Origin of the sequence: Microbacterium sp. CR_7, from assembly GCF_041954755.1 — a bacterium.
Lineage (GTDB): Bacteria > Actinomycetota > Actinomycetes > Actinomycetales > Microbacteriaceae > Microbacterium.
On record NZ_JAVAYF010000004.1, the window covers coordinates 74,092 to 99,940 of the forward strand.

Annotated in this window: 19 protein-coding genes; 15 read left to right on the forward strand and 4 right to left on the reverse strand. The window is 68.1% G+C overall.

The window, feature by feature from the left end; translation table 11 throughout:
* Window positions 1–40: 40 nt before the first annotated feature.
* The 11 genes from RAC81_RS09410 to RAC81_RS09460 all read left to right on the forward strand — a co-directional run bounded on the left by RAC81_RS09410 (window position 41) and on the right by RAC81_RS09460 (window position 12,751).
* On the forward strand, window positions 41–1,069 hold the full coding sequence (locus RAC81_RS09410; protein WP_375082130.1) for an ABC transporter: 1,029 nt from the start codon (window positions 41–43) through the stop codon (window positions 1,067–1,069).
* Window positions 1,069–1,569 carry a hypothetical protein gene (locus RAC81_RS09415; RefSeq protein WP_375082131.1) on the forward strand — a complete coding sequence of 167 codons (501 nt, stop codon included), beginning with the start codon at window positions 1,069–1,071 and terminating at the stop codon, window positions 1,567–1,569. The genes RAC81_RS09410 and RAC81_RS09415 overlap by 1 nt, the downstream gene beginning before the upstream one ends.
* Before the next feature lie 60 nt (window positions 1,570–1,629).
* A complete protein-coding gene (locus tag RAC81_RS09420) occupies window positions 1,630–2,277 on the forward strand; it encodes a spermidine/putrescine ABC transporter substrate-binding protein (protein WP_251586858.1) in 648 nt (215 codons plus the stop codon).
* Between the two features lie 219 nt (window positions 2,278–2,496).
* A complete protein-coding gene (gene rpsL / locus RAC81_RS09425; RefSeq protein ID WP_013584051.1) occupies window positions 2,497–2,865 on the forward strand; it encodes a 30S ribosomal protein S12 in 369 nt (122 codons plus the stop codon).
* A 5-nt stretch (window positions 2,866–2,870) separates the two neighbouring features.
* Window positions 2,871–3,341, forward strand: coding sequence for a 30S ribosomal protein S7 (rpsG, locus tag RAC81_RS09430; RefSeq protein WP_050722490.1), 471 nt, complete (start codon window positions 2,871–2,873; stop codon window positions 3,339–3,341).
* 84 nt (window positions 3,342–3,425) lie between these two features.
* The gene (gene fusA / locus RAC81_RS09435) at window positions 3,426–5,540 is read left to right on the forward strand and encodes an elongation factor G (protein WP_341933619.1); all 2,115 of its coding nucleotides are present in this window, start codon (window positions 3,426–3,428) and stop codon (window positions 5,538–5,540) included.
* Window positions 5,541–5,687: 147 nt separating this feature from the next.
* Complete coding sequence (gene tuf, locus RAC81_RS09440; protein WP_096715090.1) at window positions 5,688–6,881, forward strand: elongation factor Tu; 1,194 nt, start codon at window positions 5,688–5,690, stop codon at window positions 6,879–6,881.
* A gap of 226 nt (window positions 6,882–7,107) precedes the next feature.
* Window positions 7,108–8,268: a polysaccharide pyruvyl transferase family protein gene (locus tag RAC81_RS09445; RefSeq protein ID WP_375082132.1), complete on the forward strand. Its 1,161-nt coding sequence runs from the start codon at window positions 7,108–7,110 to the stop codon at window positions 8,266–8,268.
* A gap of 178 nt (window positions 8,269–8,446) precedes the next feature.
* Window positions 8,447–10,498 carry a glycosyltransferase gene (locus RAC81_RS09450; RefSeq protein WP_375082133.1) on the forward strand — a complete coding sequence of 684 codons (2,052 nt, stop codon included), beginning with the start codon at window positions 8,447–8,449 and terminating at the stop codon, window positions 10,496–10,498.
* A 1-nt stretch (window position 10,499) separates the two neighbouring features.
* Window positions 10,500–11,531 carry a UDP-glucose 4-epimerase GalE gene (gene galE / locus RAC81_RS09455; RefSeq protein WP_375082134.1) on the forward strand — a complete coding sequence of 344 codons (1,032 nt, stop codon included), beginning with the start codon at window positions 10,500–10,502 and terminating at the stop codon, window positions 11,529–11,531.
* Window positions 11,532–11,572: 41 nt separating this feature from the next.
* Window positions 11,573–12,751, forward strand: coding sequence for a class I SAM-dependent methyltransferase (locus RAC81_RS09460; protein WP_375082135.1), 1,179 nt, complete (start codon window positions 11,573–11,575; stop codon window positions 12,749–12,751).
* Window positions 12,752–12,753: 2 nt separating this feature from the next.
* Here the strand turns inward: RAC81_RS09460 and RAC81_RS09465 are convergent, their stop codons facing one another.
* The 3 genes from RAC81_RS09465 to RAC81_RS09475 are packed head-to-tail and all read right to left on the reverse strand — an operon-like array spanning window position 12,754 to window position 18,474.
* Window positions 12,754–15,132 (reverse strand): glycosyltransferase, encoded by a 2,379-nt coding sequence (locus tag RAC81_RS09465; RefSeq protein WP_375082136.1) that lies wholly within the window; start codon window positions 15,130–15,132, stop codon window positions 12,754–12,756.
* Between the two features lie 12 nt (window positions 15,133–15,144).
* A complete protein-coding gene (locus RAC81_RS09470) occupies window positions 15,145–17,484 on the reverse strand; it encodes a glycosyltransferase (protein ID WP_375082137.1) in 2,340 nt (779 codons plus the stop codon).
* Between the two features lie 15 nt (window positions 17,485–17,499).
* Window positions 17,500–18,474 (reverse strand): hypothetical protein, encoded by a 975-nt coding sequence (locus tag RAC81_RS09475; RefSeq protein WP_375082138.1) that lies wholly within the window; start codon window positions 18,472–18,474, stop codon window positions 17,500–17,502.
* Between the two features lie 90 nt (window positions 18,475–18,564).
* Here RAC81_RS09475 and RAC81_RS09480 point away from each other — a divergent pair, with 90 nt between their 5' ends.
* Window positions 18,565–19,614 (forward strand): hypothetical protein, encoded by a 1,050-nt coding sequence (locus RAC81_RS09480; protein WP_375082139.1) that lies wholly within the window; start codon window positions 18,565–18,567, stop codon window positions 19,612–19,614.
* Between the two features lie 16 nt (window positions 19,615–19,630).
* Here RAC81_RS09480 and RAC81_RS09485 read toward each other — a convergent pair whose 3' ends face one another.
* Window positions 19,631–21,961 (reverse strand): glycosyltransferase, encoded by a 2,331-nt coding sequence (locus RAC81_RS09485; RefSeq protein WP_375082140.1) that lies wholly within the window; start codon window positions 21,959–21,961, stop codon window positions 19,631–19,633.
* A gap of 40 nt (window positions 21,962–22,001) precedes the next feature.
* Here RAC81_RS09485 and RAC81_RS09490 point away from each other — a divergent pair, with 40 nt between their 5' ends.
* The 3 genes from RAC81_RS09490 (at window position 22,002) to RAC81_RS09500 (ending at window position 25,815) form a co-directional block, all read left to right on the forward strand.
* Window positions 22,002–23,168, forward strand: a complete 1,167-nt coding sequence (locus tag RAC81_RS09490; protein WP_375082141.1) for a nucleotide sugar dehydrogenase — start codon at window positions 22,002–22,004, stop codon at window positions 23,166–23,168.
* Window positions 23,169–23,273: 105 nt separating this feature from the next.
* Window positions 23,274–24,125: an ABC transporter permease gene (locus RAC81_RS09495; RefSeq protein ID WP_375082142.1), complete on the forward strand. Its 852-nt coding sequence runs from the start codon at window positions 23,274–23,276 to the stop codon at window positions 24,123–24,125.
* Window positions 24,118–25,815 carry an ABC transporter ATP-binding protein gene (locus tag RAC81_RS09500; RefSeq protein ID WP_375082143.1) on the forward strand — a complete coding sequence of 566 codons (1,698 nt, stop codon included), beginning with the start codon at window positions 24,118–24,120 and terminating at the stop codon, window positions 25,813–25,815. Before RAC81_RS09495 ends, RAC81_RS09500 begins: the two co-directional genes overlap by 8 nt.
* Window positions 25,816–25,849: the final 34 nt, after the last annotated feature.

Genomic DNA, 25,849 nt, shown 5'->3' on the forward strand with positions numbered 1-25,849 from the left:
GGTAATCTCGCAGAGCACACATCCGACGAGAGGCGCACCCATGAGTGACCCCGATGTTCCCCAGCCCGAGCGGCGGAAGGACGTCGACGACGTCGTCGACAGCGCGAACGCTGGTCTCGACGCCGCCGAGGCCGCCCGCGCGGACGTCCCAGGTAGTCCGACGCCGGATGCCGCGACGGGCGATGCCCCCGCGCCGCGCACCGATCCCGCCGTCGAACCCGATCTCGCAGCCTTCGAGGCGGCCGAGCGCGAGCACCCCGGCACGTTCTCCACGCCGGAGCTGAACGACCTCGCGCGCTCCGAGGCACGCGACTCCTCCTCCTCCGAGCGGGATGCCGACGCCACGGCCGCACACTCCGCTCCGATCGTGCACGACGAGTCGAGGATGGCGTCCGCCGCCTACTCCGCACCCGACGACACCGAGACTCGCGTCGTGCCCTCGGAGCCTGTCGTCGCGGAGAGGACGGAGGTCGCGGAGCCCGTCGTCGCGCCGACGTTCGCCCAGCAGCCCATCTTCGTGCAGGCGCCCGAGCCGCCTCGCGAGCGCGGCAACCGCGGTACCGCCGGGGCGATCGGCCTCCTCGCGACCCTCGCTTTCGCGATCCTGTACCTCGGGACGACCCTCGGCCTCGGCGCGTGGTCCGGAGACGTCACCGCAGAGAACATCGGCGAGTCCGCCCTCGCCCCGCTGACCACCTGGGGCTTCTGGGTGCCCGTCGTGGTCTTCTTCCTCGGCTTCTGGCTGCTCGGCGCCTTCATCAACCGCGGCCGTTGGGGCCTGTGGGTGGTGTTCGGCATCATCGTCGGCCTCTTCGCCTGGGGCGGTCACCTGCTCGGCCAGCTGTTCGAGGAGCGGTTCTGGCTGCTCACCGCCCGCGAGGGAAGCGACCTGGTCGGCGAGCAGCTGTTCGCACCGCTCGCGATCGCCGCATTCGTCTTCGGCCGCGAGCTCACCATCTGGTTCGGAGCTTGGGTCGCCCGCAGCGGCGCCCGCAAGACCGAGCTGAACGCCGAAGCCCAGCGTGAGTACGAGCGCACGCTCGAGGCGGGTCCGACGCTGTCGAGGTGATGACCGACGCCCCGACGCCGAACCCCCGCGGACCCGAGTCCGCGGGGGTTTCGCGCGTCCTGGCGCTCACTCTCGCCACGATCGGGTTCTTCGCGCTGGCGGTCTTCGGGCTCGGCGCGCTCAGCGTCGCGACCGACGCCGACATCATCGCGGTGCGTGGGCTCGGTCAGATCCCGGGGGTGGTCGGGATGATCGCGGCTCTCCTCGCCTTCGCGCTCATGCTGTGGTCGTCGCTGCGCCGCGAGCGTCCGTCGTTCCTGTCCGTGCCCGCGACGGCTCTCGCCGCCGCGCTGTCCCATCTGATCGTGCTGTGGGCTGCGGTGGTGGTGGCTCGCGGCGATCTCGTGATCGCGACGGCGGTGGCCGGTGATCTCGTGCGTGGGGGAGCGAGTGCCGTGCTGCTTGCGGCGGCGGCGATCGCGGCGTGGGCCGGGGTGGCGCTCCGCCGCACCGGATCAGGACGCCCCCGGTGGCCGTGGGAGGACGAGGAGGCGGAGTGACGCCCCGCCGTCCAGCGCGAAATCGCCGCGCACGGCGCGCGTGCATCGTACGCTCTACGTGTGGAGCGCTCGCTGGAGACGCAGGTCGACCAGGCCGTCGAGGCCTGGCTGCGCTGGGTGCCGCGGTGGGAGCCGGCCACCCACCGGGGACGCGTCGCGCCCTGTCGGCGCTGCCTCGGGTCACCGATCCTCTCTGCGGCCGGCATCGGCGCGAACGCCCCGCACGGAGTGCAGCACGGTCTGTCGACCCGAATGAAGACCATCGTCGACCACGCCGTCGCCGAGTACACCGCGCGGAACCTCCCGATGCTGCAGCGGGAGCTCGATCAGCAGGCCGCCCGCAACCGCGCGCGCAGCTACCGCCCCGCCGACGACCTGGATCCCGAGTTCGACGGCCTGCCCCTCGATCCGGAGCCGGTGCCCGGCGCACCGTTCCTCTTCACGATCGCCGGCCTGGCCGACGACGAGTCCGCCGCGCTCCCGCCGCTTCCGCCGCTGACCGACGAGGCGAAGGCGGCGCTGCGGCAGGAGGTCGCTCTGGCCGACGAGTACGCGAACATGGTGGGCCGGGAGATCTGCGGCATCCTGCTTCGCCATCGCATCCGCATCCAGGCGGCCATCTCGCAGCACGTCGAGCCGCAGATCGAGGCGATGCTCGCCGAGCTGACGCAGTCGCTCGACTCTCCCTTCGACCCCGACCTGCCCTGATCGCTCGGCGCTCGGCGCTCATTTGACCGGTCAGGTTACGCGGCATTACACTTGATCAGGTGTGTGCACGTCTCGGCGTGCGCGCTGGGCGTCGGCTCCATGGCCGGTCCGCCCCCACGGCATACCCACCACCGCAAAAGCTCGCCGGTTCCGGCGTGCCGGTGGGTCATGATGTGAAACCCATCACGCTGTCACCGTGCAGCACTATGAGGAGAGAACGTGCCAACCATTCAGCAGTTGGTTCGCAAGGGTCGCTCGCCCAAGGTCTCGAAGACCAAGGCACCGGCGCTCAAGTCGAACCCGCAGCAGGCCGGGGTCTGCACCCGCGTCTACACCACCACCCCGAAGAAGCCGAACTCGGCGATGCGCAAGGTCGCTCGTGTGAAGCTCCGCAACGGCACCGAGGTCACCGCGTACATCCCCGGTGAGGGCCACAACCTGCAGGAGCACTCGCTGGTGCTCGTGCGCGGTGGTCGTGTCAAGGACCTCCCCGGTGTCCGTTACAAGATCGTCCGTGGCGCCCTGGACACCCAGGCCGTCAAGAACCGTAAGCAGGCTCGCAGCCGCTACGGCGCGAAGAAGGGCTGAGTCCAATGCCTCGTAAGGGTCCCGCCCCGAAGCGTCCCGTCGTCAACGACCCGGTCTACGGCGCTCCGATCGTCAGCCAGCTGGTCAACAAGATCCTGGTCGACGGCAAGAAGTCTCTCGCCGAGTCGATCGTCTACAACGCCCTCCGCGGCGTCGAGGCGAAGAACGGCCAGGACGCCGTCGCCACGCTGAAGAAGGCGCTCGACAACGTCCGCCCGACTCTCGAGGTCAAGAGCCGCCGCGTCGGCGGTTCGACCTACCAGGTGCCGGTCGAGGTCAAGCCTCACCGCGCCAACACCCTCGCCCTGCGCTGGCTCGTGAGCTACGCCAAGGGTCGTCGTGAGAAGACGATGACCGAGCGCCTGCAGAACGAGATCCTCGACGCGTCGAACGGCCTCGGTGCCGCGGTCAAGCGCCGCGAGGACACCCACAAGATGGCCGAGTCGAACCGCGCGTTCGCTCACTACCGCTGGTGACAGCTTCGCTCGCCCCCGGCCACCCGCCGGGGGCGGGCACCCCCTCTTCGCAGTACGACTGCACGAAAAGATAAGGACACTCCTGTGGCACAAGACGTGCTCACCGACCTGAGCAAGGTTCGGAACATCGGCATCATGGCGCACATCGATGCTGGCAAGACCACGACGACCGAGCGCATCCTGTTCTACACGGGCGTCAACCACAAGCTCGGCGAGACGCACGACGGCGCCTCGACCACCGACTGGATGGAGCAGGAGAAGGAGCGCGGCATCACGATCACGTCTGCCGCCGTGACCTGCTTCTGGAACAAGAACCAGATCAACATCATCGACACCCCCGGTCACGTGGACTTCACGGTCGAGGTGGAGCGCTCGCTCCGCGTCCTCGACGGTGCTGTCGCCGTGTTCGACGGCAAGGAGGGCGTCGAGCCCCAGTCCGAGACCGTGTGGCGTCAGGCCGACAAGTACAACGTCCCCCGCATCTGCTTCGTCAACAAGATGGACAAGCTCGGCGCGGACTTCTACTTCACCGTCGACACCATCATCAACCGCCTCGGCGCCAAGCCGCTGGTGCTGCAGCTCCCGATCGGCGCCGAGAACGACTTCGTCGGCGTCATCGACCTCGTCGAGATGCGCGCGCTGGTCTGGCCCGGCGACGCCAAGGGTGACGTGACCATGGGTGCGTCGTACGAGATCCAGGAGATCCCGGCCGACCTCAAGGACAAGGCCGAGGAGTACCGCCAGCAGCTGCTGGAGACGGTGGCCGAGACCGATGAGGAGCTTCTCGAGAAGTTCTTCGGCGGCGAGGAGCTCACGGTCGCCGAGATCAAGGGCGCCATCCGCAAGATGGTCGTCGCCTCGGAGATCTACCCCGTGCTCTGCGGCTCGGCGTTCAAGAACCGCGGTGTGCAGCCGATGCTGGACGCCGTCGTCGACTACCTGCCGTCCCCGCTGGACGTGCCCGCCATCGAGGCGCACGACCCGAAGGACGAGGAGAAGATCATCGAGCGTCACCCCGACGCGAAGGACCCGTTCGCGGCTCTGGCCTTCAAGGTCGCCGTGCACCCGTTCTTCGGTCGTCTGACCTACGTGCGCGTCTACTCGGGCGAGCTCGAGTCGGGCGCCCAGGTCATCAACTCGACCAAGGGCAAGAAGGAGCGCATCGGGAAGATTTTCCAGATGCACGCCAACAAGGAGAACCCGGTCGACAAGCTGACCGCCGGCAACATCTACGCCGTGATCGGCCTGAAGGACACCACCACCGGTGACACCCTCGCCGCGATCGACGCGCCGGTCGTCCTCGAGTCGATGACGTTCCCGGAGCCGGTGATCGAGGTCGCCATCGAGCCGAAGACCAAGGCCGACCAGGAGAAGCTGGGTCTCGCGATCCAGAAGCTCGCTGAGGAGGACCCGACCTTCCGCACGGAGCTCAACCCCGAGACCGGTCAGACGACCATCAAGGGCATGGGCGAGTTGCACCTCGACATCCTCGTCGACCGCATGAAGCGCGAGTTCCGCGTCGAGGCGAACGTCGGCAAGCCGCAGGTGGCGTACCGCGAGACGATCCGCAAGGCCGTTGAGAAGCACGACTACACGCACAAGAAGCAGACCGGTGGATCGGGTCAGTTCGCCAAGATCCAGTTCAACATCGAGCCGCTCGAGCTCGACGGCGAGAAGACCTACGAGTTCGTGAACTCGGTCACCGGTGGACGCATCCCGCGTGAGTACATCGGCTCGATCGACGCCGGTTTCCAGGACGCGATGAACGTCGGCGTGCTCGCCGGCTACCCGATGGTGGGCGTCAAGGCGACCATCGTCGACGGTGCGGCGCACGACGTCGACTCCTCGGAGATGGCGTTCAAGATCGCGGGCTCCATGGGCTTCAAGGAGGCCGCTCGTCGCGCCAACCCCGTGCTGCTCGAGCCGCTGATGGCCGTCGAGGTCCGTACTCCCGAGGAGTACATGGGCGACGTCATCGGCGACCTGAACTCGCGTCGTGGCCAGATCCAGTCGATGGAGGACGCCGCAGGCGTCAAGGTCGTCCGTGCGTCGGTGCCGCTTTCCGAGATGTTCGGCTACATCGGCGACCTGCGCTCGAAGACCTCCGGCCGTGCCGTCTACTCCATGGAGTTCGACAGCTACGCCGAGGTCCCGCGCGCCGTGGCCGACGAGATCGTCCAGAAGGCCAAGGGCGAGTAACCCTTCCTGGGAGCCGGGTTCCGGCCCGGCTCCCAGGTCACCTACAACTTCACATTCCCTCTCTACTAAACTGAGAATCACACCCGTAGAGAACCGGTCGCAATCCAGTGCCCGGCACCTCTACAACGACGTCCTGAGGAGGACCCAGTGGCTAAGGCCAAGTTCGAGCGGACCAAGCCGCACGTCAACATCGGAACGATCGGTCACGTCGACCACGGCAAGACCACGCTCTCCGCAGCGATCTCGAAGGTGCTTGCTGACAAGTACCCCTCCGACACCAACGTGCAGCGCGACTTCGCTTCCATCGACTCGGCGCCGGAAGAGCGCCAGCGTGGTATCACCATCAACATCTCGCACATCGAGTACGAGACCCCGAAGCGTCACTACGCTCACGTCGACGCTCCCGGTCACGCCGACTACGTCAAGAACATGATCACCGGTGCGGCTCAGATGGACGGCGCGATCCTCGTGGTCGCCGCCACCGACGGCCCCATGGCTCAGACGCGTGAGCACGTGCTGCTCGCCAAGCAGGTCGGCGTCCCGTACCTGCTCGTCGCGCTGAACAAGTCCGACATGGTCGACGACGAGGAGATCCTGGAGCTCGTCGAGCTCGAGGTCCGCGAGCTGCTCTCCAGCCAGGGCTTCGACGGCGACAACGCTCCGGTCGTCCAGGTCTCCGCTCTCAAGGCCCTCGAGGGCGACGAGAAGTGGACCGAGAAGATCCTCGAGCTCATGCAGGCCGTCGACGACAGCGTGCCGGACCCCGAGCGTGACCGCGACAAGCCGTTCCTGATGCCCGTCGAGGACGTCTTCACGATCACCGGTCGTGGAACCGTCGTCACGGGTCGCGCCGAGCGTGGCACCCTGGCCATCAACTCCGAGGTCGAGATCGTGGGTCTGCGCCCGACGCAGAAGACGACCGTCACCGGTATCGAGATGTTCCACAAGCAGCTCGACGAGGCATGGGCCGGCGAGAACTGTGGTCTGCTGCTCCGCGGCACCAAGCGTGAGGACGTCGAGCGCGGCCAGGTCATCGTGAAGCCGGGTTCGGTCACGCCGCACACCGACTTCGAGGGCACCGCGTACATCCTGTCCAAGGACGAGGGTGGCCGCCACAACCCCTTCTACACGAACTACCGCCCGCAGTTCTACTTCCGTACCACCGACGTCACCGGCGTCATCTCGCTGCCCGAGGGCACCGAGATGGTCATGCCCGGCGACACCACCGACATGACGGTCGAGCTGATCCAGCCGATCGCCATGGAGGAGGGCCTCGGCTTCGCCATCCGTGAGGGTGGTCGTACGGTCGGCGCCGGTACGGTGACGAAGATCATCAAGTAAGCATCTGCTTCCTGCGAAAGGGGTCGGACCTTCGGGTCCGGCCCCTTTCCTGTCCCCGCCTCGGGCGAGCGCCCTGAGCGCGGCGATCAGCTCCCGGGGTCCTCCGGCCGGTGCCGGGTCAGGCCGCTGTCGCCACGGAACGTGCAGCATGCGCAGGTGTACTACGCTGGCTTCGATCACCACGCATGTCGTGGCTGCCACGCGAATCGACTGGAGGATGTCGGGCATGAGCCAGCAACCGATCGGAGTGATGGGTTGCTATACCCGACTCCCCGCCGAGTTCCCGATCCAGATGCCCGAGAACGCGGGCAACATGATCCACGGTAATGCGCCGTTCGAGCTGTTCCCGGAGGCGGTCTTCTACAAGGATCGTCGCTTCGGGCCGGGGCGCCGGAACTTCGTCGAGTACGTCAACAATGAATGCAGCCACCTCGTGGTCACGGTGGCCAATTTCCTCAAGCTGAACGACGAGGACGGGGCGCGCTACAAGCGCTTCCAGGACTACCTGTCCCGCTTCACCGTCCCGATCGTGATCTTCGGGCTCGGCGCGCAGGCGCCCACCCAGGAGCTCGACGGCACGATGCCCCCTGAGGCTGTGGAGCTCATGAAGTTCCTGGGTGACAGGTCGGAGGCCGTCGGCGTCCGGGGCGGGTTCACCGCGGCGATGTTCGAGGAGTTCGCGGGAGTGTCGAACACCTTCGTCACCGGCTGCCCCTCGTTCTTCTCGCGCCCGCAGGCCTTCTCGCTCCTCGCAGAGGCGATCCGTGACGGCCGCGAAGGCCGGACGGCGTACAACGGCACCACCTACCATGAGCCCCTCGAGAACCGCATGCTGGTCCGAGCCATCCAGGAGGACAGCCATCTGATCGAGCCTGTGAACAAGTTCGCCGCGACGTATGCGTTCGAGCTCCAGCGGGGAACGAAGGACCTTCCGCTGCCGTGGTTCCTCAAGCGTCCGGTGAAGGAGGGGGCGCTGTCGGTGCCGCAGCTGGAGCGCTACTACACGAGCCGCTTCAACCTCTTCCGCGACCCGGACTCGTGGTACGCCTTCAACTCGGAGAGCGTCGGCTTCTCGTACGGCACGCGCTTCCATGTCAACATGGCGTCCCTGCTCAGCGGCGTGCCCGCGGTGTGGATCACGCACGACAGCCGCACGGAGGAGCTGACCAACGTGCTCCGGCTTCCCGCTCTCCCGAAGGAGCTGGTCGTCGACATGAGCTCGGAGGAGATCCATGCGCTGATGGATTACCGACCGATGTTCGACGCCCTGCCCGAACTCTTCGCCCAGTTCAACGCGTACCTGGACATCCACGGGCTTCCGACCGTCGATGCTCCGTCCGTCGCGAATCCCTACGACGCCGCGGTCCCCGCCGCCTCGCTGGCCTGAGCTCCCGCCGGGAGGAGAGCCGACTCCAGGATGTCCTCGATCACGTACAGGGGCGTCGACACGGCCGGACGTCGACATCTCTGACGCAACGGGGGCGGTGAGGGGTGCCTCAAGAATTCCGATACTCTGGGTCGACGAACGGAGTGGGGGACGAGTGGTCAAGCTTGTGAAGTCGGTCATGCCGGCGGTGTCTGTCGTGATTCCGATGCATAACGCGGAGAGACACATCAAAGACACCCTCGAGAGCCTGGCTTCGCAGTCTCTTCTGGACTTCGAGGTCATCGTCGTGGACGACGGGTCGACGGATCGGTCGGTGAAGATCGTGGAATCGTTCGTGAACTCGGACCGGCGCTTCCGTCTCATCGACGGACCTGCGATCGGGAGTGCCGGTGCGGCCCGCAACACCGGGCTGGGCATCGCCCGAGGCGAGTATCTCGGCTTCCTCGATGCGGACGACCTGTACGCGCCCAGCATGCTCGAGAAGCTCTACGCGAAGGCGAAGTCGGACCGAGCAGACGTCGTGCTCTCCGGCTACAGCACACTCGATGACGTCACAGGAACGCGCAAGTCCCAGCCCTGGGCGCTGCGCGTCGACATCATGCCGAAGGAGACTCCCTTCTCGCCGGAGGACGTCGCAGACCATCTCTTCTACTTCACCAACCCCGCCAACTGGAACAAGCTCTTCCGCAGGGAGTTCGTCGAGGCGGCCGGTATCGCGTTCCAGCCGCTGAGGCGCGCCAACGACGCGTACTTCACCTACATGTCTCTCGCCCGGGCGCAGCGGATCACCTACGTGGCCGAGGAGCTCGTGGAGTACCGCGTCAGCAACACCACGAGCCTGCAGGGCTCGGTTCACGAGACGCCCCTCGAGTTCGTGGAGGCGATCTCGGGGATCTACGATGCGCTGGTGGATGCCGGCATCTACGAGCGCCACGAACGTGCGTTCATGAACCTCGTGGCTTCGATGTCGGTGGGTGCGCTGTCGCGGGCCAAGACGGCCGATGCCTTCACGACGACCTACGACGCTCTGCGCGATGACGTCTTCCCCCGCAACGGGATCGCCGATGCGTCGAGCGGCGTGTTCCTCTCGTCGCATCTCCGGCAACGGGTGGCCGAGATCATCGCGAAGCCAGTATCGGCATTCCTGTTCGACCGTGCGGAGGCGCCCGGAGGCCCGCCGCTGCCCGAACCGGTGACGTCGCGGGAGATCGTCATCGACGCCGCCGGAGAGCCCGACCTCGAAGACCGACCTCGCGCCGTCGACTCTGCCGCTCCCGACGTGTCGGTGATCGTCCCCGTCTACAACGCCGCAGCGTGGTTGCACGAGTGCCTTCTCTCGGTTCTCGGTCAAACCGGAGTCTCCTTCGAGGTCATCTGCGTGAACGACGGGTCCACGGATGATTCCGCCCGCATCCTCCACGAGTACGCGACGAGCGATCCCCGCATCATCGTCGTCGATCGACCGAACGGCGGGCTCTCCGCGGCCCGCAACTCGGGCCTCGAAGTGGCCCGGGGCCGTTACGTCTGCATGCTCGACAGCGACGACTACTGGCGTACGGACGATCTGGCCAATCTGGTCGAGATCGCCGACCGTGACGCACTCGATCTGCTGCTCTTCGACGCGGAGGCGTTCTTCGAACCGGGGGTCTCCGAAGCCACGCACACCGCGTACGCGACGTACTACACGCGCTCGCGCGCCTATTCGACCGTTGTGACGGGCCCGCAGCTGATGGCGGAGCTGAACGGCGCGAGCGAGTATCGTCCCAGTGCGTGCCTGTATCTCGCTCGGACCGATCTCCTCCGAGAAGCGGAGCTCTCGTTCATACCCGGCATCATGCACGAGGACAATCCCTTCACTTTCGCTCTCTTCCTTCACGCAGCGCGAGCCGCGCATGTCGACAATCCGATCTACGCACGCCGGATGCGCCCTGGGTCGATCATGACGGCCGGTGCAGCCGAGCGATCGATGCGGGGATACTTCGCGGCCTACCTCGACATGAAGCGCCGTCTCGCACATCACCCGGTCGATCCGGAGTTGGCTCCGCAGATCGGAGATGTCATTCATCGGATGTTCGCGGCGACCCGGCGTCTCTTCCTCGAGCTCCCGGAGGACGCGGGTTCGCGTATCCAGGAGGTGGATCCGTCGCCCGAGGCGTACAGCATCTACATGATGATGCGTCACGAACGGAATCAGACCCTCAAGATCCAGCGGTTGACGAAGGCCGCCTGAGGTGCGGGTTCTCGTCACAGGAGGCGCCGGGTACGTGGGTTCCCACACGGTGCTCGCCCTCGTCGAGGCGGGGCACACGCCCGTGATCGCCGACAACTTCTCGAACTCGAGTCGAGGGGTCCTCGAGCGTCTCGAACTCGTCGCCGGTGTGCCGATCGAGTGCCATGAAGCCGAGCTCACGGATGTCGAAGCGACGGAGCGACTGTTCCGGGTCGAGCCGATCGACGCGGTCATCCACTGCGCCGGGCTCAAAGCAGTCGGAGAATCGGTGTCCGCACCGCTCGAGTACTACCGGAACAACCTCGTCAGCACCCTGACGGTCGCCGACGTGATGGCAAGGCACGGTGTGCGCCGACTGGTGTTCTCGTCGTCTGCGACGGTGTACGGCGCGAGTCATGCGTCTCCGCTCGGGGAGGACAGTTGGCCGTTGGAGTCGTCCAACCCCTACGGGCAGACGAAGGTGATCATCGAGCGGATGCTGACGGACATCGCCGCAGCCCACGTGGGCTGGAAAGTGGCGCTGCTCCGCTACTTCAACCCCGTCGGGGCGCACTCGTCCGGTCTGATCGGCGAGGACCCGCGCGGCATCCCGAACAATCTGATGCCCTTCATCGCTCAGGTCGCGGTCGGACGACGGGACCGACTCACCGTGCACGGCGACGACTACGAGACCATCGACGGAACGGGTGAGCGTGACTACATCCACGTCGTGGATCTCGCCGCGGGGCATGTCGCTGCGCTCGATCACCTCGATGCGATGACGACCGATGTGCGCGCGTTCAATCTCGGTACGGGAGCTTCGACGTCGGTCCTGCAGCTCGTCCGGGCGTACGAGCGTGCCAGTGGTCGGACGGTTCCGTACACGGTCGGTCCCCGCCGCGACGGCGACCTCGCGGTCGCGTACGCCGATCCGTCTCGCGCTCGCGCCGAACTCGGATGGATGGCGACTCGTTCGATCGACGAAATGTGCGCGGATTCGTGGCGGTGGCAACAGAACAACCCGTCGGGCATGTCATCGCGACTCGCGAACTAGCAATGTGGTCGGCCCTGGCGGGTCGCAACAGGAGGAACCAGATGCCAAGGCTCTCAGCGAGAGATCTCGCGACCATCGTCGTACTCGTCGGCTTCGCCGCGGCTGCGTCGTGCCTCGCCCTGATGGGGTACCTCGAGTGGGCTCTCGTCCTGATCGCCGCACTCGTGGCCGTCCTGGGTCTGATCTCCCGCATCGAGTTCGCCACGCGCCGCAGTGACGTGCGAGCTCAGATGAAAGACGTCAGGCAGTCGCGTCGCCTCGCCGAGCGGATCCTGCGCCTCGTGAAATCGACCAGAGACGACGTGCAGACCGCGTCGACGACGACGGCGCGCGCGATGTCCGCCGCCAACTCCTACGCACCGCGCCAGCCGCTGGGGCCGCGCGGCGCCGGGCCGTCGCCCGCGCTGATCGAGCAGCTGTCGCTGGACATGGCTGCGCTGAGGTCTGAGATCCGCGGCATGCGCGTGGCCCAACAGCTCCTGTCCCAGACGATCGTCTCGACGAAGGACGGGGTCGTCACCTCGGCCGAAGCGCTGTCGGACCTGTCCAGCACGATCACCCGCATCGATCGCCGTGTTCGGCGGATCGAGATCGAGAGCGTGAGTGAGGAGCAGGCGCTCCTCCAGCTTCTCGCGCGCTACACGCCCCGCACGCCGTTGCCGATCCTGTCGGGGTGGGCTCTGAGCCCGATCGGGGTGGTGTATCTGCTCGATGCGATCGAGCAGCGTGACGCCGTCTCCGTCGTCGAGTGCGGCAGCGGTACGTCCACCCTCTGGATGGCGCTCGCCATGAAGGCGAAGGGGGCGGGCAAGGTCTACGCTCTCGAGAACAGCGCGGAGTACGCCGCGGCGACTCGCTCCATGCTCGAGGCGCATGGTCTGAGTGACTGGGCGCAGGTATCCGTGTGCCCGCTGACCGAGCAGTCGACACCGCGTGGGGAGTTCCTCTGGTATGACCTCGAGCAGGCGGAGCTCCCCGAGGTCGTCGACGTGCTGCTCGTGGACGGCCCTCCGGGAACGAGCGGTCCTCACGCTCGTTACCCTGCTCTACCCCTGCTGCGCGCCAGACTCGCGGCGGACGCGCTCGTGATGCTCGACGACGCCGATCGGCCGGACGAGCGGGACGTGGTCGGCTTCTGGACGGACGAGGGGCTCGTCGGCGCCAGCACCGCCTCACCTCATCGCGGCATCAGAGTCTTCCAGGCGAAAGCCGGCGCCTGACATCAGCGATGTCTCGACAGCATCGCGTGCTTCGCCCGCTCCGCGAGCGGTCGGAGCCAGGGAGCGACCTCCAGAAGGGCCTTCGTGAGTGGGATCGCTCGTCGCACCGCCCATCGCAGGCGTGAGGCCCCCGGCACCTCACGTGCGCTGCCGTCGATCGAGGCACGTGGCTGTCGGGCCGTGCTGCTCGCTGTGTGATCCTCCGTCATCGTGATCATCAGGTCCATCAGCAGCCGCACGTTCTCGATACTCGGCTCGGCCGATAGCGCTTCGGGTAGGGCGTCCGCGGTCAACTCGCGGTACCGGACGCCGAGATCATGACGCAGCTCCCGCGTCGCGGCGATCAGCGATGCGGAGGAGAGGTCGATGTATCGGTCAGCGTCGCCCGTCGCCTCGGCGATCGCGTGGGCCAGGGCGCACGCATCCCCCTGCGCCACCGAGACGATGCCTGCGTTCCCCTCGACCACGGCCAGCCAGGGCAAATCGTACATGGCGACAGGAAGGCCTCGGGCCTGGGCCTCCGGGACGGTGAGGGGGTACCCCTCGATGATGCTGGTGTTCACGAAGATGTCCGACGAGTCGATCGCCGCCGTGAGCGCATCGCCTCGGAGCGGACCGACCGCCCGCACGCGGCCCGCCAGGCCGCGCTCGGCGGCCATGCTGTTCAGCCGGGCGGCCGTCATATCCCGCCAGTCGGGACCGACGATGCGGAGGCGGAAATCGACGCCCATGCGGTCGAGATGCTCCGCGACGTCGATCAGCTCGCTCACGCGCTTGGTGCGCTCCTGGAGGCGCCCCCACCAGATGAGCTCGATCGGGCGCCCTTCGGGGGCGCGACGCGGAGCGTCGAGGACGCCGGCGGCGAGCAGGTTCGGCGACGGCGGGTTGGGCAGATAGGAGACGCGCGGCATGCCGCGGAGCTTCCAGAATGCGACGTCGATCGGGGACAGCACGATGAGACGCGAGAGGAGGGGGAAGTAGAGAGGCGCGGATTCAAGGCGGTCGAGGCCGAACAGCAGTGATCGGCCGGCGAAGTTGTGCGACCAGCCGACGGTGGCGACCCCCTCGGCTCGCGCCGCGAGCGCGAAGGCCTGCCACGTCGGGGAGTACTGCCACTGATGGTCGATCACCAGATCCAGATCGTGCTCGGCGCAGACTCGCGCCCACTGCGCGAGGGAGTCGCCCAGTCTCTCCGCCGACACTTCGGCGAACGCGATGCCGGCGGGCAGCCCCGAGAGGTCGCTGCCCGGCTCCCGCGCGATCACTGTGACGCGGAAGCCCGCGTCCTGCAGCACCCGCGCCTGGGAGATCACGACGCCGGAGATGCCACCGGTGCGCAGGTGATTGGTCGCGAGCGCGATGCTGCGTGCCGGCCGGGCAGCCAGAGTGATCGCTCCGCCGTGCGCGGCGAGGGTGTCGATCGACTTCGGGAAGTACTGGGCGGTGGACAGCACGATGTCGCTGGCCGACGCGCGTGTGAAGAGATCGGCGAACACCGCATCCCGCAGGTCGGCGCGCGTATGCTCCGCCAGATAGTGGGCGGTGTAGCCGATGATCGCGCGGCGGACGGACGCATACGTGGTCAGCAACGGGTCGGGATCGACGCGGGACTCCGCGATGGTGCGCACGGCCGGCTCGATGGAGTCGATGGATCGTATGGCACCCGCGTAGAAGGCGGCGGTCGTCAGGTCGCGCACCTTCCGACCGCTGCCTCCGCGTCCGAAGTGGTAACGGTAGAGGCGGTCAGGGATCGACTCGAACCGAGTGGCGAGCGCGGCGGCGAGGAACGAGATCGGCAGGTCGTTGACCCTCGGCAGCACCAGGTCGGCGGGCATCAGGGCATAGGCGTCGGCGAGGAGCCGTGTGCGGAACAGATAGCGCCACAGTTGCCCCTGCGCAGGGCGATCGAGGGGGAACAGGCCGGCGAGCACTTCGGCTCCGCTGAGGGATGCATGCTTCGGCTGGAGGCGCGCCTCGAACCGCCCTCCGGTGCGTCCGTCGAGCTGGACCACTTCCACGCCGAACTGCACCAGGTCCGCCCCTGTCGCCGTCGCCGTCGCGAGCGCCGCTTCTGCGGCCGTCTCGGCGAGCTCGTCGTCGCCATCGAGGAACAGCAGGTGGTCGGCCGTCGCGGCGAGGATGCCGGCGCGTCGCGCTTGATAGGCGGAGGCGTTGCGCTCCTGTGGCACGAGTCGGATGCGAGGATCCCGAGCGCTGTAGCGCTGCACGATCGCGGCCGTGTCGTCGGTGGAGGCGTCGTCGACGACGATGATCTCGATGGACGCGAGTGTCTGACGAAGGCAGCTGTCGAGGGCGCTGACGATCACGTCTGCGTCGTTGAAGACGGGGATGACGATCGACACGAGGGGAGTCGCAGACATGGGGGTCACTCGCTATCGGCGCAGGAGTGCGCGTTTGATCTTGTTCGCGGCCGGTCGCAGCCACGGAGCTGTGTCGATGACCCGGTGCCCGATCGGGGTCAACGTGCGCTCGAGGCGCTCGCCCAGCGTGCGCACCTGTCCGCGCTGGCGGAGAGCGGCGGCCGCCGGAGCCGCGCGGGCGGGCGTCGGCCGCGGCGGCGGGGTGCTCCGCTCTGCGAAGAAGACGAGGAGGTCGAGCACCTCGCGTCCGTCCTGCAGGGTGGGGTCGGGGGAATACTCCGGCGGAAGATCCCCGCGGAGCAACCGAACGTAGAGATCGGAGAAGTCGTATGACGTGGCCTCGGTCGCCGCGGCGACCGAGGCGCGAGACATCGCCTCGTAGCGCGGAGCATCCGCGGCGAGCTCCGCCACGGCGTCGGCGAGGGCTTGCGGATCCTGCTGGGGGGTCGTGATGACACCGCCGTTGCCGTGGATGAGGGAGAGCCACGGCAGGTCATACATCACGATCGGGAGCCCGCGCGACTGCGCCTCGGGCAGCGTGAGCGGATACCCCTCGATGATGCTGGTGTTCACGAAGACATCGGACGAGTCGATGAGCTCCAGCAGATCGGATCCGTGTCGGGGACCCGTGAGCTCGACGCGGTCGGCGACCCCGCGGCTCGCGGCGAGGGCCCGCAGGCGTTCCGCAGTCATGTCCGCCCAGTCGGGGCCGACGATGCGCAGACGGAAGTCGACGCCGAGCCGCTGCAGCGCCGCCGCGACCTCCACGAGCTGGGTGACCCTCTTCGTGTGCTCCTCGAGACGCCCCCACCAGATGAGTTCGAGGCGTCGCCCCTGCGGTGCGCTCTTGGCCCCGGTGGTGTGCCCGGTGGTGAGGAGGAAGGGCGAGGGCGGGTTCGGCAGGTAGCTGACGTGTTCGATGCCGCGTAGCTTCCAGAACGCCACGTCGAGAGGGGAGAGGACGACCAGGTGCGCCAATGCGCGCAGATGGGTGCGGAGAAGCGTCTGCAGGTCGTTGCCGTTGTAGGTGGGGCGGCCGGCGAAATTATGGATCCAGCCGACCGTGGCCGACCCGGCGCTGCGTGCCGCGAGCGCGAACGACGGCCAATCGCGCGAGTAGAGGATGCGGTGATCGATGACGACATCCACCTCGAAACGCCGACAGAGCCGGGCCCACTGCCTCACGCGCTGCTCCCTCGTCGTTCCGGTCAGCTGCACGAGGCTCGCACCCTCGGGGACCAGTGACTCGGCGCTCCCGGGGCGGTGGGTGACGATCGTCACCCGGTGGCCGGACGCGATGAGGAGACGTGCCTGGGTGAGGAGGACGCCGGAGACTCCGCCGGTGGTGAGCACGTTGGTCGTGAGCAGCACGCTGCGTGCGTGCTCGCGGCCGAGCTCGAGTCTCTCTCCGTGCGCGACGAGAGCGGCGACCGTCCCCGGGGCGAACATCACGGCGGCCGAAACGAGGTCGAGATCGTCGACGCAGGCCCGGAGCTGCTCGTATCCGTGGGCGCGGTTCTCCGGCGGCTGCGCCGCGAAAGTCTCGAGCGCGTCACCGACGATGGTGAGATAGCCCGCTCGGTAGGCGTCGAGCAGCGGCTCGGGGTCGGCGCTGTGACGCGCATGCTGGCGCACGGTCGCTTCGGCCCCGCTGAGCGCCCTGACCCGATCCACCGCATCCTCGACACGCTGGTGGGCGTGGGCGTGGTCGCGCGAGGGCGAGGGCGACGCCTGACGGTACTCCACGGTGCTGACGGCCGCATAGGAGCTGGCCGCGGCGTACGCGAGGAGAACGACCGCGCCGTCATCGAGGAGATCCCCCGGAGAGACGGCGGATGCCGTGTACGCCCGCCGGAGCAGATCGGTGCGGATCAGCTGGCGGGAGAACCGCAGGTCGGCGCGAGCATCTCGAGGGACGAGGGCGCGGAGGATGTCCCCTCCGTGGAGCGGTCCGGCTTCCGGGGCGACGGTGGTGCCGCGGCGTCGCGCATCGGCCCGGACTCCGAACGCGATGAGATCCGCCTGCGACTCCGCAGCCGCGCGGTGAAGGCGTGTCGCAGCACCCTGGGTCACCGTGTCGCCGGGCTCCAGGACCAGCACGTACGGTGCGCGCGCGGCGTCGATGCCCGAGCGGACGAGCTGCGCGCGAGGCGTACCCACGGCATGACCGACCATGACGAGGCGTGCATCGGTGGGAAGCGCACCGCCCTCGCCGGCGCTGACGCAGACCACCTCGATCCGAGCGAGAGACTGTGCCAGGACGGACCGAAGACTGCGGTCGACGGCTGCGCTGTCGGCGTCGGCGTCCGCGGCGACGATGAACGAGATGAGCGGGGTCTGAGGGGTCGTCATGCGATTCGTTCCGGGTCAGCGCCTGGCCGCGGCGTCGCGATACACCGCGTGGTAACGGGCGCTGACGAGATTGGGAGCGCGCGCGTCGAGATTCGGTCGGCCGAAGGGCGGGTCGTCGCGGAACGCCGCGAGTGCCGTCTCGAGGGCGTCCGCGGTCAGCGGGCCGCTGTGGCGCCGTACCCAGGACGGACCGACCTCGTTCGCCAACGCCTCTGCCGGCGGCGAGTCCTCGATCAGCACGGGCCTGTCCAGCGACAGAGCGAGCATGATGATCATCTGCGCTTCCCTGGTCGTCGCGGCGGGAACGATCACCAGCTCGGCCCTGCTCACCTCGACGACGCTCTCCGCGTCCGAGAGCGCCTCGTCGCGAAGCGAGACAGCATCCGACTGATCCGCGAGCGAATGTGCGTACGCGGTCGCTTCTTCGGCCGCTATGCCACCGGCGACGCGCAGTGACCATCCCGGGACGTCGGCGACGCCGAACACACCCAGTGCGGCTCGCGTCGACGGATGCAGCGTGGTCAGCGCGGTGAGGAGCAGCCGTCCGGGAACACGATCCGCACGAGGGAAGCCGAGGAACCGGTCGCGGAGATGGCTGTGCTCGATGACGTGGATCGGCTTCCCGCCCGCGGACGACGACTCGACCACGGAGGTCACCGCGGACGCGGCGTCTCGGACGAGCTGCTCGGCGCGCGACGAGACGTCCGTCGCCTCCGCTCCGTCCACGGTGAGCACGAGCGGGAGGCGCCGGCGACGAATCATCCCGGTGAAGCGCTTCGCACGGCGCAGCCGCTGCCGCTCAAGGGAGTGGCGGGCGCCGAGCACGACCGTGAGGTCGGTGAGATGGATCACGTCCGCGCCGTCGGTGCGGAACGGGTCGGTGCGGAACTCGAGCACGACCTCTCTCGGCGCCTGGCCCTCGGAGTCGTCGCCGACGAGCTGATCGACGAAGTCGACCCGGTGGCGCGGAGGGCGTGCAGCGACCAGCACTGTCGGAGTCCTAATCGCGTCCTGCTCCGTCGCTGCCCCGGTCCTGAGCAGGGGCAGGGAGAACACAGAGCCACCATATAGTGGGGTGCAGTGATTGCGAAACCGACTCAGCAGGTGTTCGCCCATCTCAGCGGGCAGGACGACAACCTCGGCGACTCCGCCCTGCGGCTCGTGTACCTCGACGCACTGCGCGGAGCGGGCCGGCACGTCCACCTCTACCTCGGGGAGGCGACGAGCGACTTCACGGCGGGCTTCGCACCGGCATCCGACCTCACGATCCACCGCAGCAGGGCGGAGTGGGCCGCGGCGGAGGACGCGACCGCCCGCCCCGTGCACGCCTTCAACGCGGGCGAGATCAATCCCCGCGCCGGGCACTTCCCCGTTCCGCGCCGGGCCGCCGAATGCGCGCGCGTGCTGGAGGCCGGGGGAGCGCTGATCTTCGCCGGCATCGGGATCAAGGACGTCGACACGGCCCGGAGCGTCGCCTTCGACCCCGTCATGCGCGCGGCCTCGGTGATGTCGTGGCGTGACCGGGGTTCACGTGACGGCGCGGGGTTCGGCGACGTCGCCCCGGACTGGGCGTACTCGGAGGGATGGCACGTCGATGCGTGGGCGTCGGCGGAGGAGCGACCTCTCATCGCGGTGACGATGCGCTTCGACCGCGCCTGGCCCGGAGACGACTGGCTCGCCGCCGTGCGGGCGTTCGCTGTGGCGACTCAGACCCGCATCGTCACCGTCGCGCAGGTGGCGCGGGATGCGCCGCGCGCGATGCGCCTCGCGCAGGCGCTCGGCGGCGAATACGCGATGCCTCCGAGCATGCGGCACGACGTGCTCGACGAATACGTGCGCGAGGTGTACCGTCGATCGCTCGCCGTCATCAGCGACCGGGCGCACGGTCTCATCATCGGGGCCACGGAGGGAGCGTTCCCGCTCGGTTCCGGGAGCGATCCGCACAAGATCTCGCGGCTGCTCGGGACGGTCGGCCTCGGAGGCCTCGTCGGCGGATACGAGCAGTTCCACGGGTTCGCGCAGCGGTTCGAGACCCACCTCCCGACGCTCGCACCCGCGATCACGTCGGCCCGCGCGGAGATCGCTGCGCTGACGGCGCGGATCCACGCGGCGATGGAGGCCGTCGCCTGAGGCGCAGCCGGAGACCTCAGCGCGCGCCGAGCCATCCCTTCGCGCGATGCGCGAGCGGCTTCAACCCGGGCACCCGCCGTAGGGCCGCCCGTCCGAGCGGCGTCGCCGACCGCCACACCCGCTGTCTCCACGCCTGCGGGTCGGTCGGCGCGGTCGCCCGGCCGTCCGCCCGCTCCGCGAAGAACACGAGCAGACCGAGCAGCTCGTGCGCGTCGCTCAGGGTCGGGCGCGGGGAGAACTCCGGCGCGAGCGCTCCGGTGACCACGTCGCGGTACAGTCGTGCGAAGTCGTGGTCGACGGCCCTCGTCGCCGCCTCCAGCGATCCCTGCGACAGCCGCACGTAGTGCTCGGGGTCATCGAGAGCGTCCGCGAGCCGTGCAGCGAGTGCGCGCGCGTCGCCCTGTCGCACGGCGACGACACCGTCGTTGCGCTGCACGAGGGTCAGCCACGGCAGCTCGTACATGAACACCGGCAGTCCGCGAGCCTGCGCCTCGGCGATCGTGAGCTGGTACCCCTCGATGACGCTCGTCGAGACGAAGGCGTCCGCCGCATCGATCGCGCTGACCAGGGCCGCCCCGCGCAGCGGACCCACCGCCACGACGGCATCGCCGACGCCCCGCCGACGCGCCAGAGCGTTGAGCTTCCGCGCGGTGACGTCGTCCCAGTCAGGACCGATGATCCGCAGGGTGAACGACACTCCGAGCGCGCGCAGCTGCACCCCGACCTCGACGAGTTCGCGCACCTGCTTCGTGCGTTGCTCGAGGCGACCCCACCACGCCAGCTCCAGCCGGTCGGCGGGAGCGGCCTTCGGGCCCGCGTGCGCCGGCTCGAGCATCAGCGCCGACGGCGGATTGGGAAGGTGAGCGACGTGATCGATCCCGCGCAGACGGAAGTACGCGACGTCCAGCGGCGACAGCGTGACGAGCTGGGCGAGAGCGGCGCTGCACCGTTCGATGAGCGTCAGCCGGCCGTTGCCGTCGTATACGGGCCGGGCGACGAAATTGTGCAACCATCCGATGGTCGCCGCACCCTCGGCGCGCGCGACGAGCGCGAACTCGGGCCACGTGTCCATGTAGAGCACCTGGTGGTCGATCACCACGTCGACCTCGTGCTCTCGGCAGATCTCGGCCCATTCCGCCAACTGGGCAGGCAGGAGACGTGAGGTCAGTTCCCTGAACGGGATGCCGGCCGGCAGCGCGCTCGTCTCGCTGCCGCCGTTCCTCGCCACGACGGCCACCCGGAAGCCGGACTCGTGCAGATACCTCGCCTGTGCGGCGAGCACTGCCGACACGCCGCCGGTGCGCAGGGTCGACGTGACGAGCAGGATGCTGCGAACGGGACCGGCCGGCATGCCCTGCCAGGTCGCGTGGAACTTCAGGGCGCTGAGCGTCACGGGGTAGAACCGCGCGGCCGCCCTCAGGACGTCATCGGCGCTCGCCACCGTGTGCAGGTGCGAGAGCGCGTCGTCGAGGACTCCGTCGTCGCTGTGCTCCACGATCTGGAAGCAGACGTACCCGATGATCGACAGGCGCACCGAGGCATAGGTCTCGCGCACGAAGCCCGGATCCGCGTGCCCGTCGGCGAGCGCGTCGACCGCGGGTGCGATCGCATCGACCGAGTGGACCGCCCCGGTGTAGAACCGCGCTCGGTCGACGGTATCGATGCGGTGCCCGCTGCCGCCTCGACCGAAGTGGTAGCGATAGAGCTTCGTCGGCACCGCGGCGTAGCTCGTGGCGAGGGCCGCAGCGAGGAACAGCAGGGGGAGGTCGTTGACGCGCGTCAGCACGAGGTCGGTCGGCACGAGCGCATAGGCCTCGCGCAGGAGGCTCGTACGGAAGAGGAACCGCCAGAGCTGGCCCTGTGCCGGTCTGCCGATCGGGAAGAGTCCGCGCAGCACGCCGTCACCGGTGAACGGATGCGACGGCGGTTGCAGTCGCATCTCGTACGGACTGCCTGTGCGGCCGTCGCGCTCGACCACCGTGACCCCGAAGCCGACGATGTCGGCGTCGGTCTCGTCGGCTCTCGCAAGAGCGGTCGCCGCGGCATCCGGCATCAGCTCGTCGTCGCCGTCGAGGAAGATGACCCGCTCGGCGCGCGCCGCGAGGACCCCGATGCGCCGCGCCTGGAACGCCGAGAGGTTGTGGTCTTGGCGCACGACTCGCACCCGCGGGTCTCGACGCCGGAACCCCTCGAGCACGGCGGCGGTGCCGTCGGTGGAGGCATCGTCGACGCAGACGATCTCGATGTCGGCCTGCGTCTGCGCGAGTGCGCTCTCGATCGCCGTCGCGACGGTCTCGTCGTCATTCGAGACGGGCATGACGATCGTCAGGAGTGGGCGCGATGTCATCGCGCACGAGTCTATCCGTGCGTCGGGATAGCCTGAGTGCATGAAGATCGCCATTGCCGGGACCGGGTACGTCGGCCTGTCCAACGCCGTCATCCTCGCTCAGCACCATGCGGTCTCCGCCGTCGACATCGATCCCGAGAAGGTCGAGAAGCTCCGCCGCCGGACCTCGCCGATCGCCGACGTCGAGCTCGAGGACTACCTGGCGACGCGAGAGCTCGACCTCGCACCCACGACGGATGCCGCTGAGGCCTACCGCGACGCGGATTTCGTGGTCGTGGCGACGCCGACGAACTACGACGAGGTCACGAACTACTTCGACACCTCCTCGGTCGAGTCGGTCATCGACACGGTGCTGGAGGTGAACCCTGCGGCCGCCATCGTCATCAAGTCGACCGTTCCGGTGGGATTCACCGCGCGGATGAGGGCCGAGCGTCCGGGCGCGACCATCCTCTTCTCGCCCGAGTTCCTGCGCGAGGGACGCGCGCTGTACGACAACCTGCACCCCTCGCGCATCGTCGTCGGAGACCGAGGACCCGCGGGGCAGCGCTTCGCCGATCTGCTCGTCGAGGGCGCGATCGCGAGCGACGTGCCGGTGCTCCTCACCGATTCGACCGAGGCGGAGGCGATCAAGCTGTTCGCCAACACCTACCTCGCGCTGCGCGTGGCCTACTTCAACGAGCTCGACACCTACGCGGCCGTGCACGGGCTCGACACCCGGCAGATCATCGAGGGCGTGGGACTCGATCCGCGGATCGGCTCGCACTACAACAATCCGTCCTTCGGATACGGCGGATACTGCCTGCCGAAGGACACCAAGCAGCTGCTGGCCAATTACTCCGAGGTGCCGCAGAACCTCATCGCAGCGATCGTCGACGCCAACAGCACGCGGAAGGACTTCGTCGCTTCCGACATCCTCGCCCGCGGGCCACGGACCGTCGGCGTCTACCGCCTGGTGATGAAATCCGGATCCGACAACTTCCGGGCCTCGTCGATCCAGGGGATCATGAAGCGCATCAAGGCCAAGGGCATCGAGGTGGTCGTGTACGAGCCGTCGCTCGACGGCGACGAGTTCTTCCACTCGGAGGTGGTCCGCGATCTCGATGAGTTCAAGACGCGAGCCGACGTCATCATCGCCAACCGCTCGACGGATGCTCTCGACGACGTCGCCCACAAGGTCTACACGCGCGACATCTACGGCCGCGACTGATCGTCGCCTCGCGGGGCGGCGAAGGCCGTGGGGTAGCATATTCCGATATGCCGCCCTGGACCACGGAGATCTCGCACCAGGTCGGAGAGAGGTAGAGGATTCGGAATGGGAGCGATCGCTGCGCCCCTGACCACCGGGCTCAGTCAGGTGGGCAAGCGTCCTCGATTCGGTGACTATCTCGCCGACACCTGGCAGCTGCGGATGTTCGCCTTGCGGCTCGCAGGCAGCCGACTCATCGGAGGGCTGCTGCCGAACCGCCTCGGCGTGCTCTGGATCGTGCTCAAGCCCCTCGCGCTCGCGATCGTGTACGGCACGATCTTCAACTTCATCCTCGCCGGCGCTGCGCGCCCCGCGAACTTCGTGCCGTACCTGATAGTCGGCGTCTTCGTGTTCGAGTTCTTCACCGGATGCTTCGGCAGCGGCTCGAAGTCGATCACGAGCAACGCCAAGCTCGTGCAGAGCTTCGGCTTCCCTCGGATCCTGCTCCCCATCTCGGTGATCGCCGAGCAGGCGATGCGGATCGTTCCGGTGATGCTCCTGCTCGGGGTCCTGCTGCTCATCCTCGGCGAGCCGATCGCCTGGTCATGGCTGCTGATCTTCCCCATCCTCATGGTCATGGGCGTGTTCAACCTCGGCGTCGCGCTGATCGTCGCGCGGATCTCGGTGCGCACCCGCGACATCCAGCAGCTGGTGCCGATCATCAACCGCGTGCTCTTCTACGGCAGCGGCATCTTCTTCAACATCGACGGCGCGCTCGCCGGGTTCCCGACACTGCTGACGATCGCACACCTCCTGCCGACCTACGAGTTCATCGCCCTCGCCCGCGACGTGATGCTCGACAGCTACGCGGCTCCGTTGATCGCGTGGATCGCGGCCCCGCTCTGGGCGCTGGCCACCGTCATCGGCGGCACGATCTTCTTCTGGCAGGGTGAACCGAGGTATGGGCTCAGTGACTGACCTGCTGCTCCCCGGAACCCGGCCCGACGCGATCCACAACGCGCCGCGACCGATGATCGTCGCAGACAACGTGCACGTCAACTACCGCGTCTACGCCTCCGGCAAGAGGATGACGGCCCGCGAGTCCCTGACGAGCTTTCGGTCGATCCGGGGAGGACGTGACCTCCAGACCGTCCCCGCGCTGCGCGGAGTGAGCTTCACCGCCAGCGAGGGAGAGTCGATCGGCGTCATCGGCCACAACGGGTCGGGGAAGTCGACACTGTTCCGCGCGATGACGGGTCTCATCCCCCCGTCTGAGGGAGCGATCTTCGCCCGGGATCGTCCCGTGCTCCTCGGCGTGAACGCCGCACTCGTTCCCGAGCTCTCGGGCGAGAACAACATCAGACTCGGACTGCTCGCGATGGGCTTCAGCCCTGAGGAAGCGGCGGCGCGCGTCGACGAGATCGCGGATTTCGCCGAGCTCAACGACTTCATCTACCACCCCATGCGCACCTATTCGTCCGGAATGGGGGCACGCCTGAAGTTCGCCATCGCCTCGGCGAAGGCGCACTCGATACTCCTGATCGATGAAGCCCTCGCTGTCGGCGACCGGCGATTCCGTGCCAAGAGCGAGAAGCGCATCAACGAACTGCGCGACAGCGCCGGTCTCGTGATGATCGTCAGTCACTCCGTCGGCTCGCTGAAGCAGACCTGCGAGCGGGTGCTGTGGGTGCACAAGGGCGAGCTCATCGCCGACGGCCCCACCGACGACGTCATCGCCGAATACGTGGCCTGGACCAAGAACCCGGGCGCGAACGCCGTCGGCGCGGCCTCCGCACCCCGGCCCCAGACGAGGAACGCGCCGGTCGCCGTCGGGTTCGGAGCGGCCTCCGCAGCCGACGATTCGCCGCGCGGGTCCGCCGGGGGAGCCGTACCGCTGGTGACCTCCACATCCGCCGAGCCGCGCGCTCGGGCTCGGCGAGAGCGTCATCGACGTCTCGAACAGCGGACGAGGAAGCGGAGCGTCCTGCTCATGGTGCTCACGGGGGTGGCCGTGCTCCTCGCGGTGGCCGCGGGTGCCATCATCGGGACGCTCAGCACCGCGGCTGCGCCGGCGGACCCCGAGCCGTCGTCGCGCCCGACCGCCGCGCCGCCGACCGCCGTGGCCGATCCGGTGATCCAGAGCTTCACCGCCAACACGGCCACGGTCGAGTGCGCGTCGGAGGATGCCGAGGACGGACAGGTGCTGCTGAGCTGGCAGATCGACGACGCCGACAACGTCGCGATCGGGGCCGGCGACGCACAGGTCGACGCTCTGGAGCTCCCGATCGCCGCCGCGCTCCCGGCCGACCTCGCCGACCGCGCGGTCCCGTTCCCCTGTGCCGCCGAGTCAGTGGTCTACACGGTCACCGCGGAGAACGACGAGGGCGTGCGAGTCAGCGCCGCCCTGACGGTGGCGCGCGTGCTGCCGGTCGAGACCGAGGAGCCGGAGGAGAACAGGACTCCGGTGCGTCGTCCGTCGCAGGCACCGGCTCCCGATCCCGTTCCCGCCCCTCCCGTCCAGAGTGAGACCCCCTCGGATCCGGGGACGGATCCGGGAACGGGCACGGATCCGGGAACGGGCACGGATCCCGGAACGGGCACGGATCCCGGAACGGGCACCGATCCCGGAACGGGCATCGACCCGGGAACGGGAACGATCATTCCCTGACGGATCGGGTCGGCAGAGCCGCACGTGGCCCGAG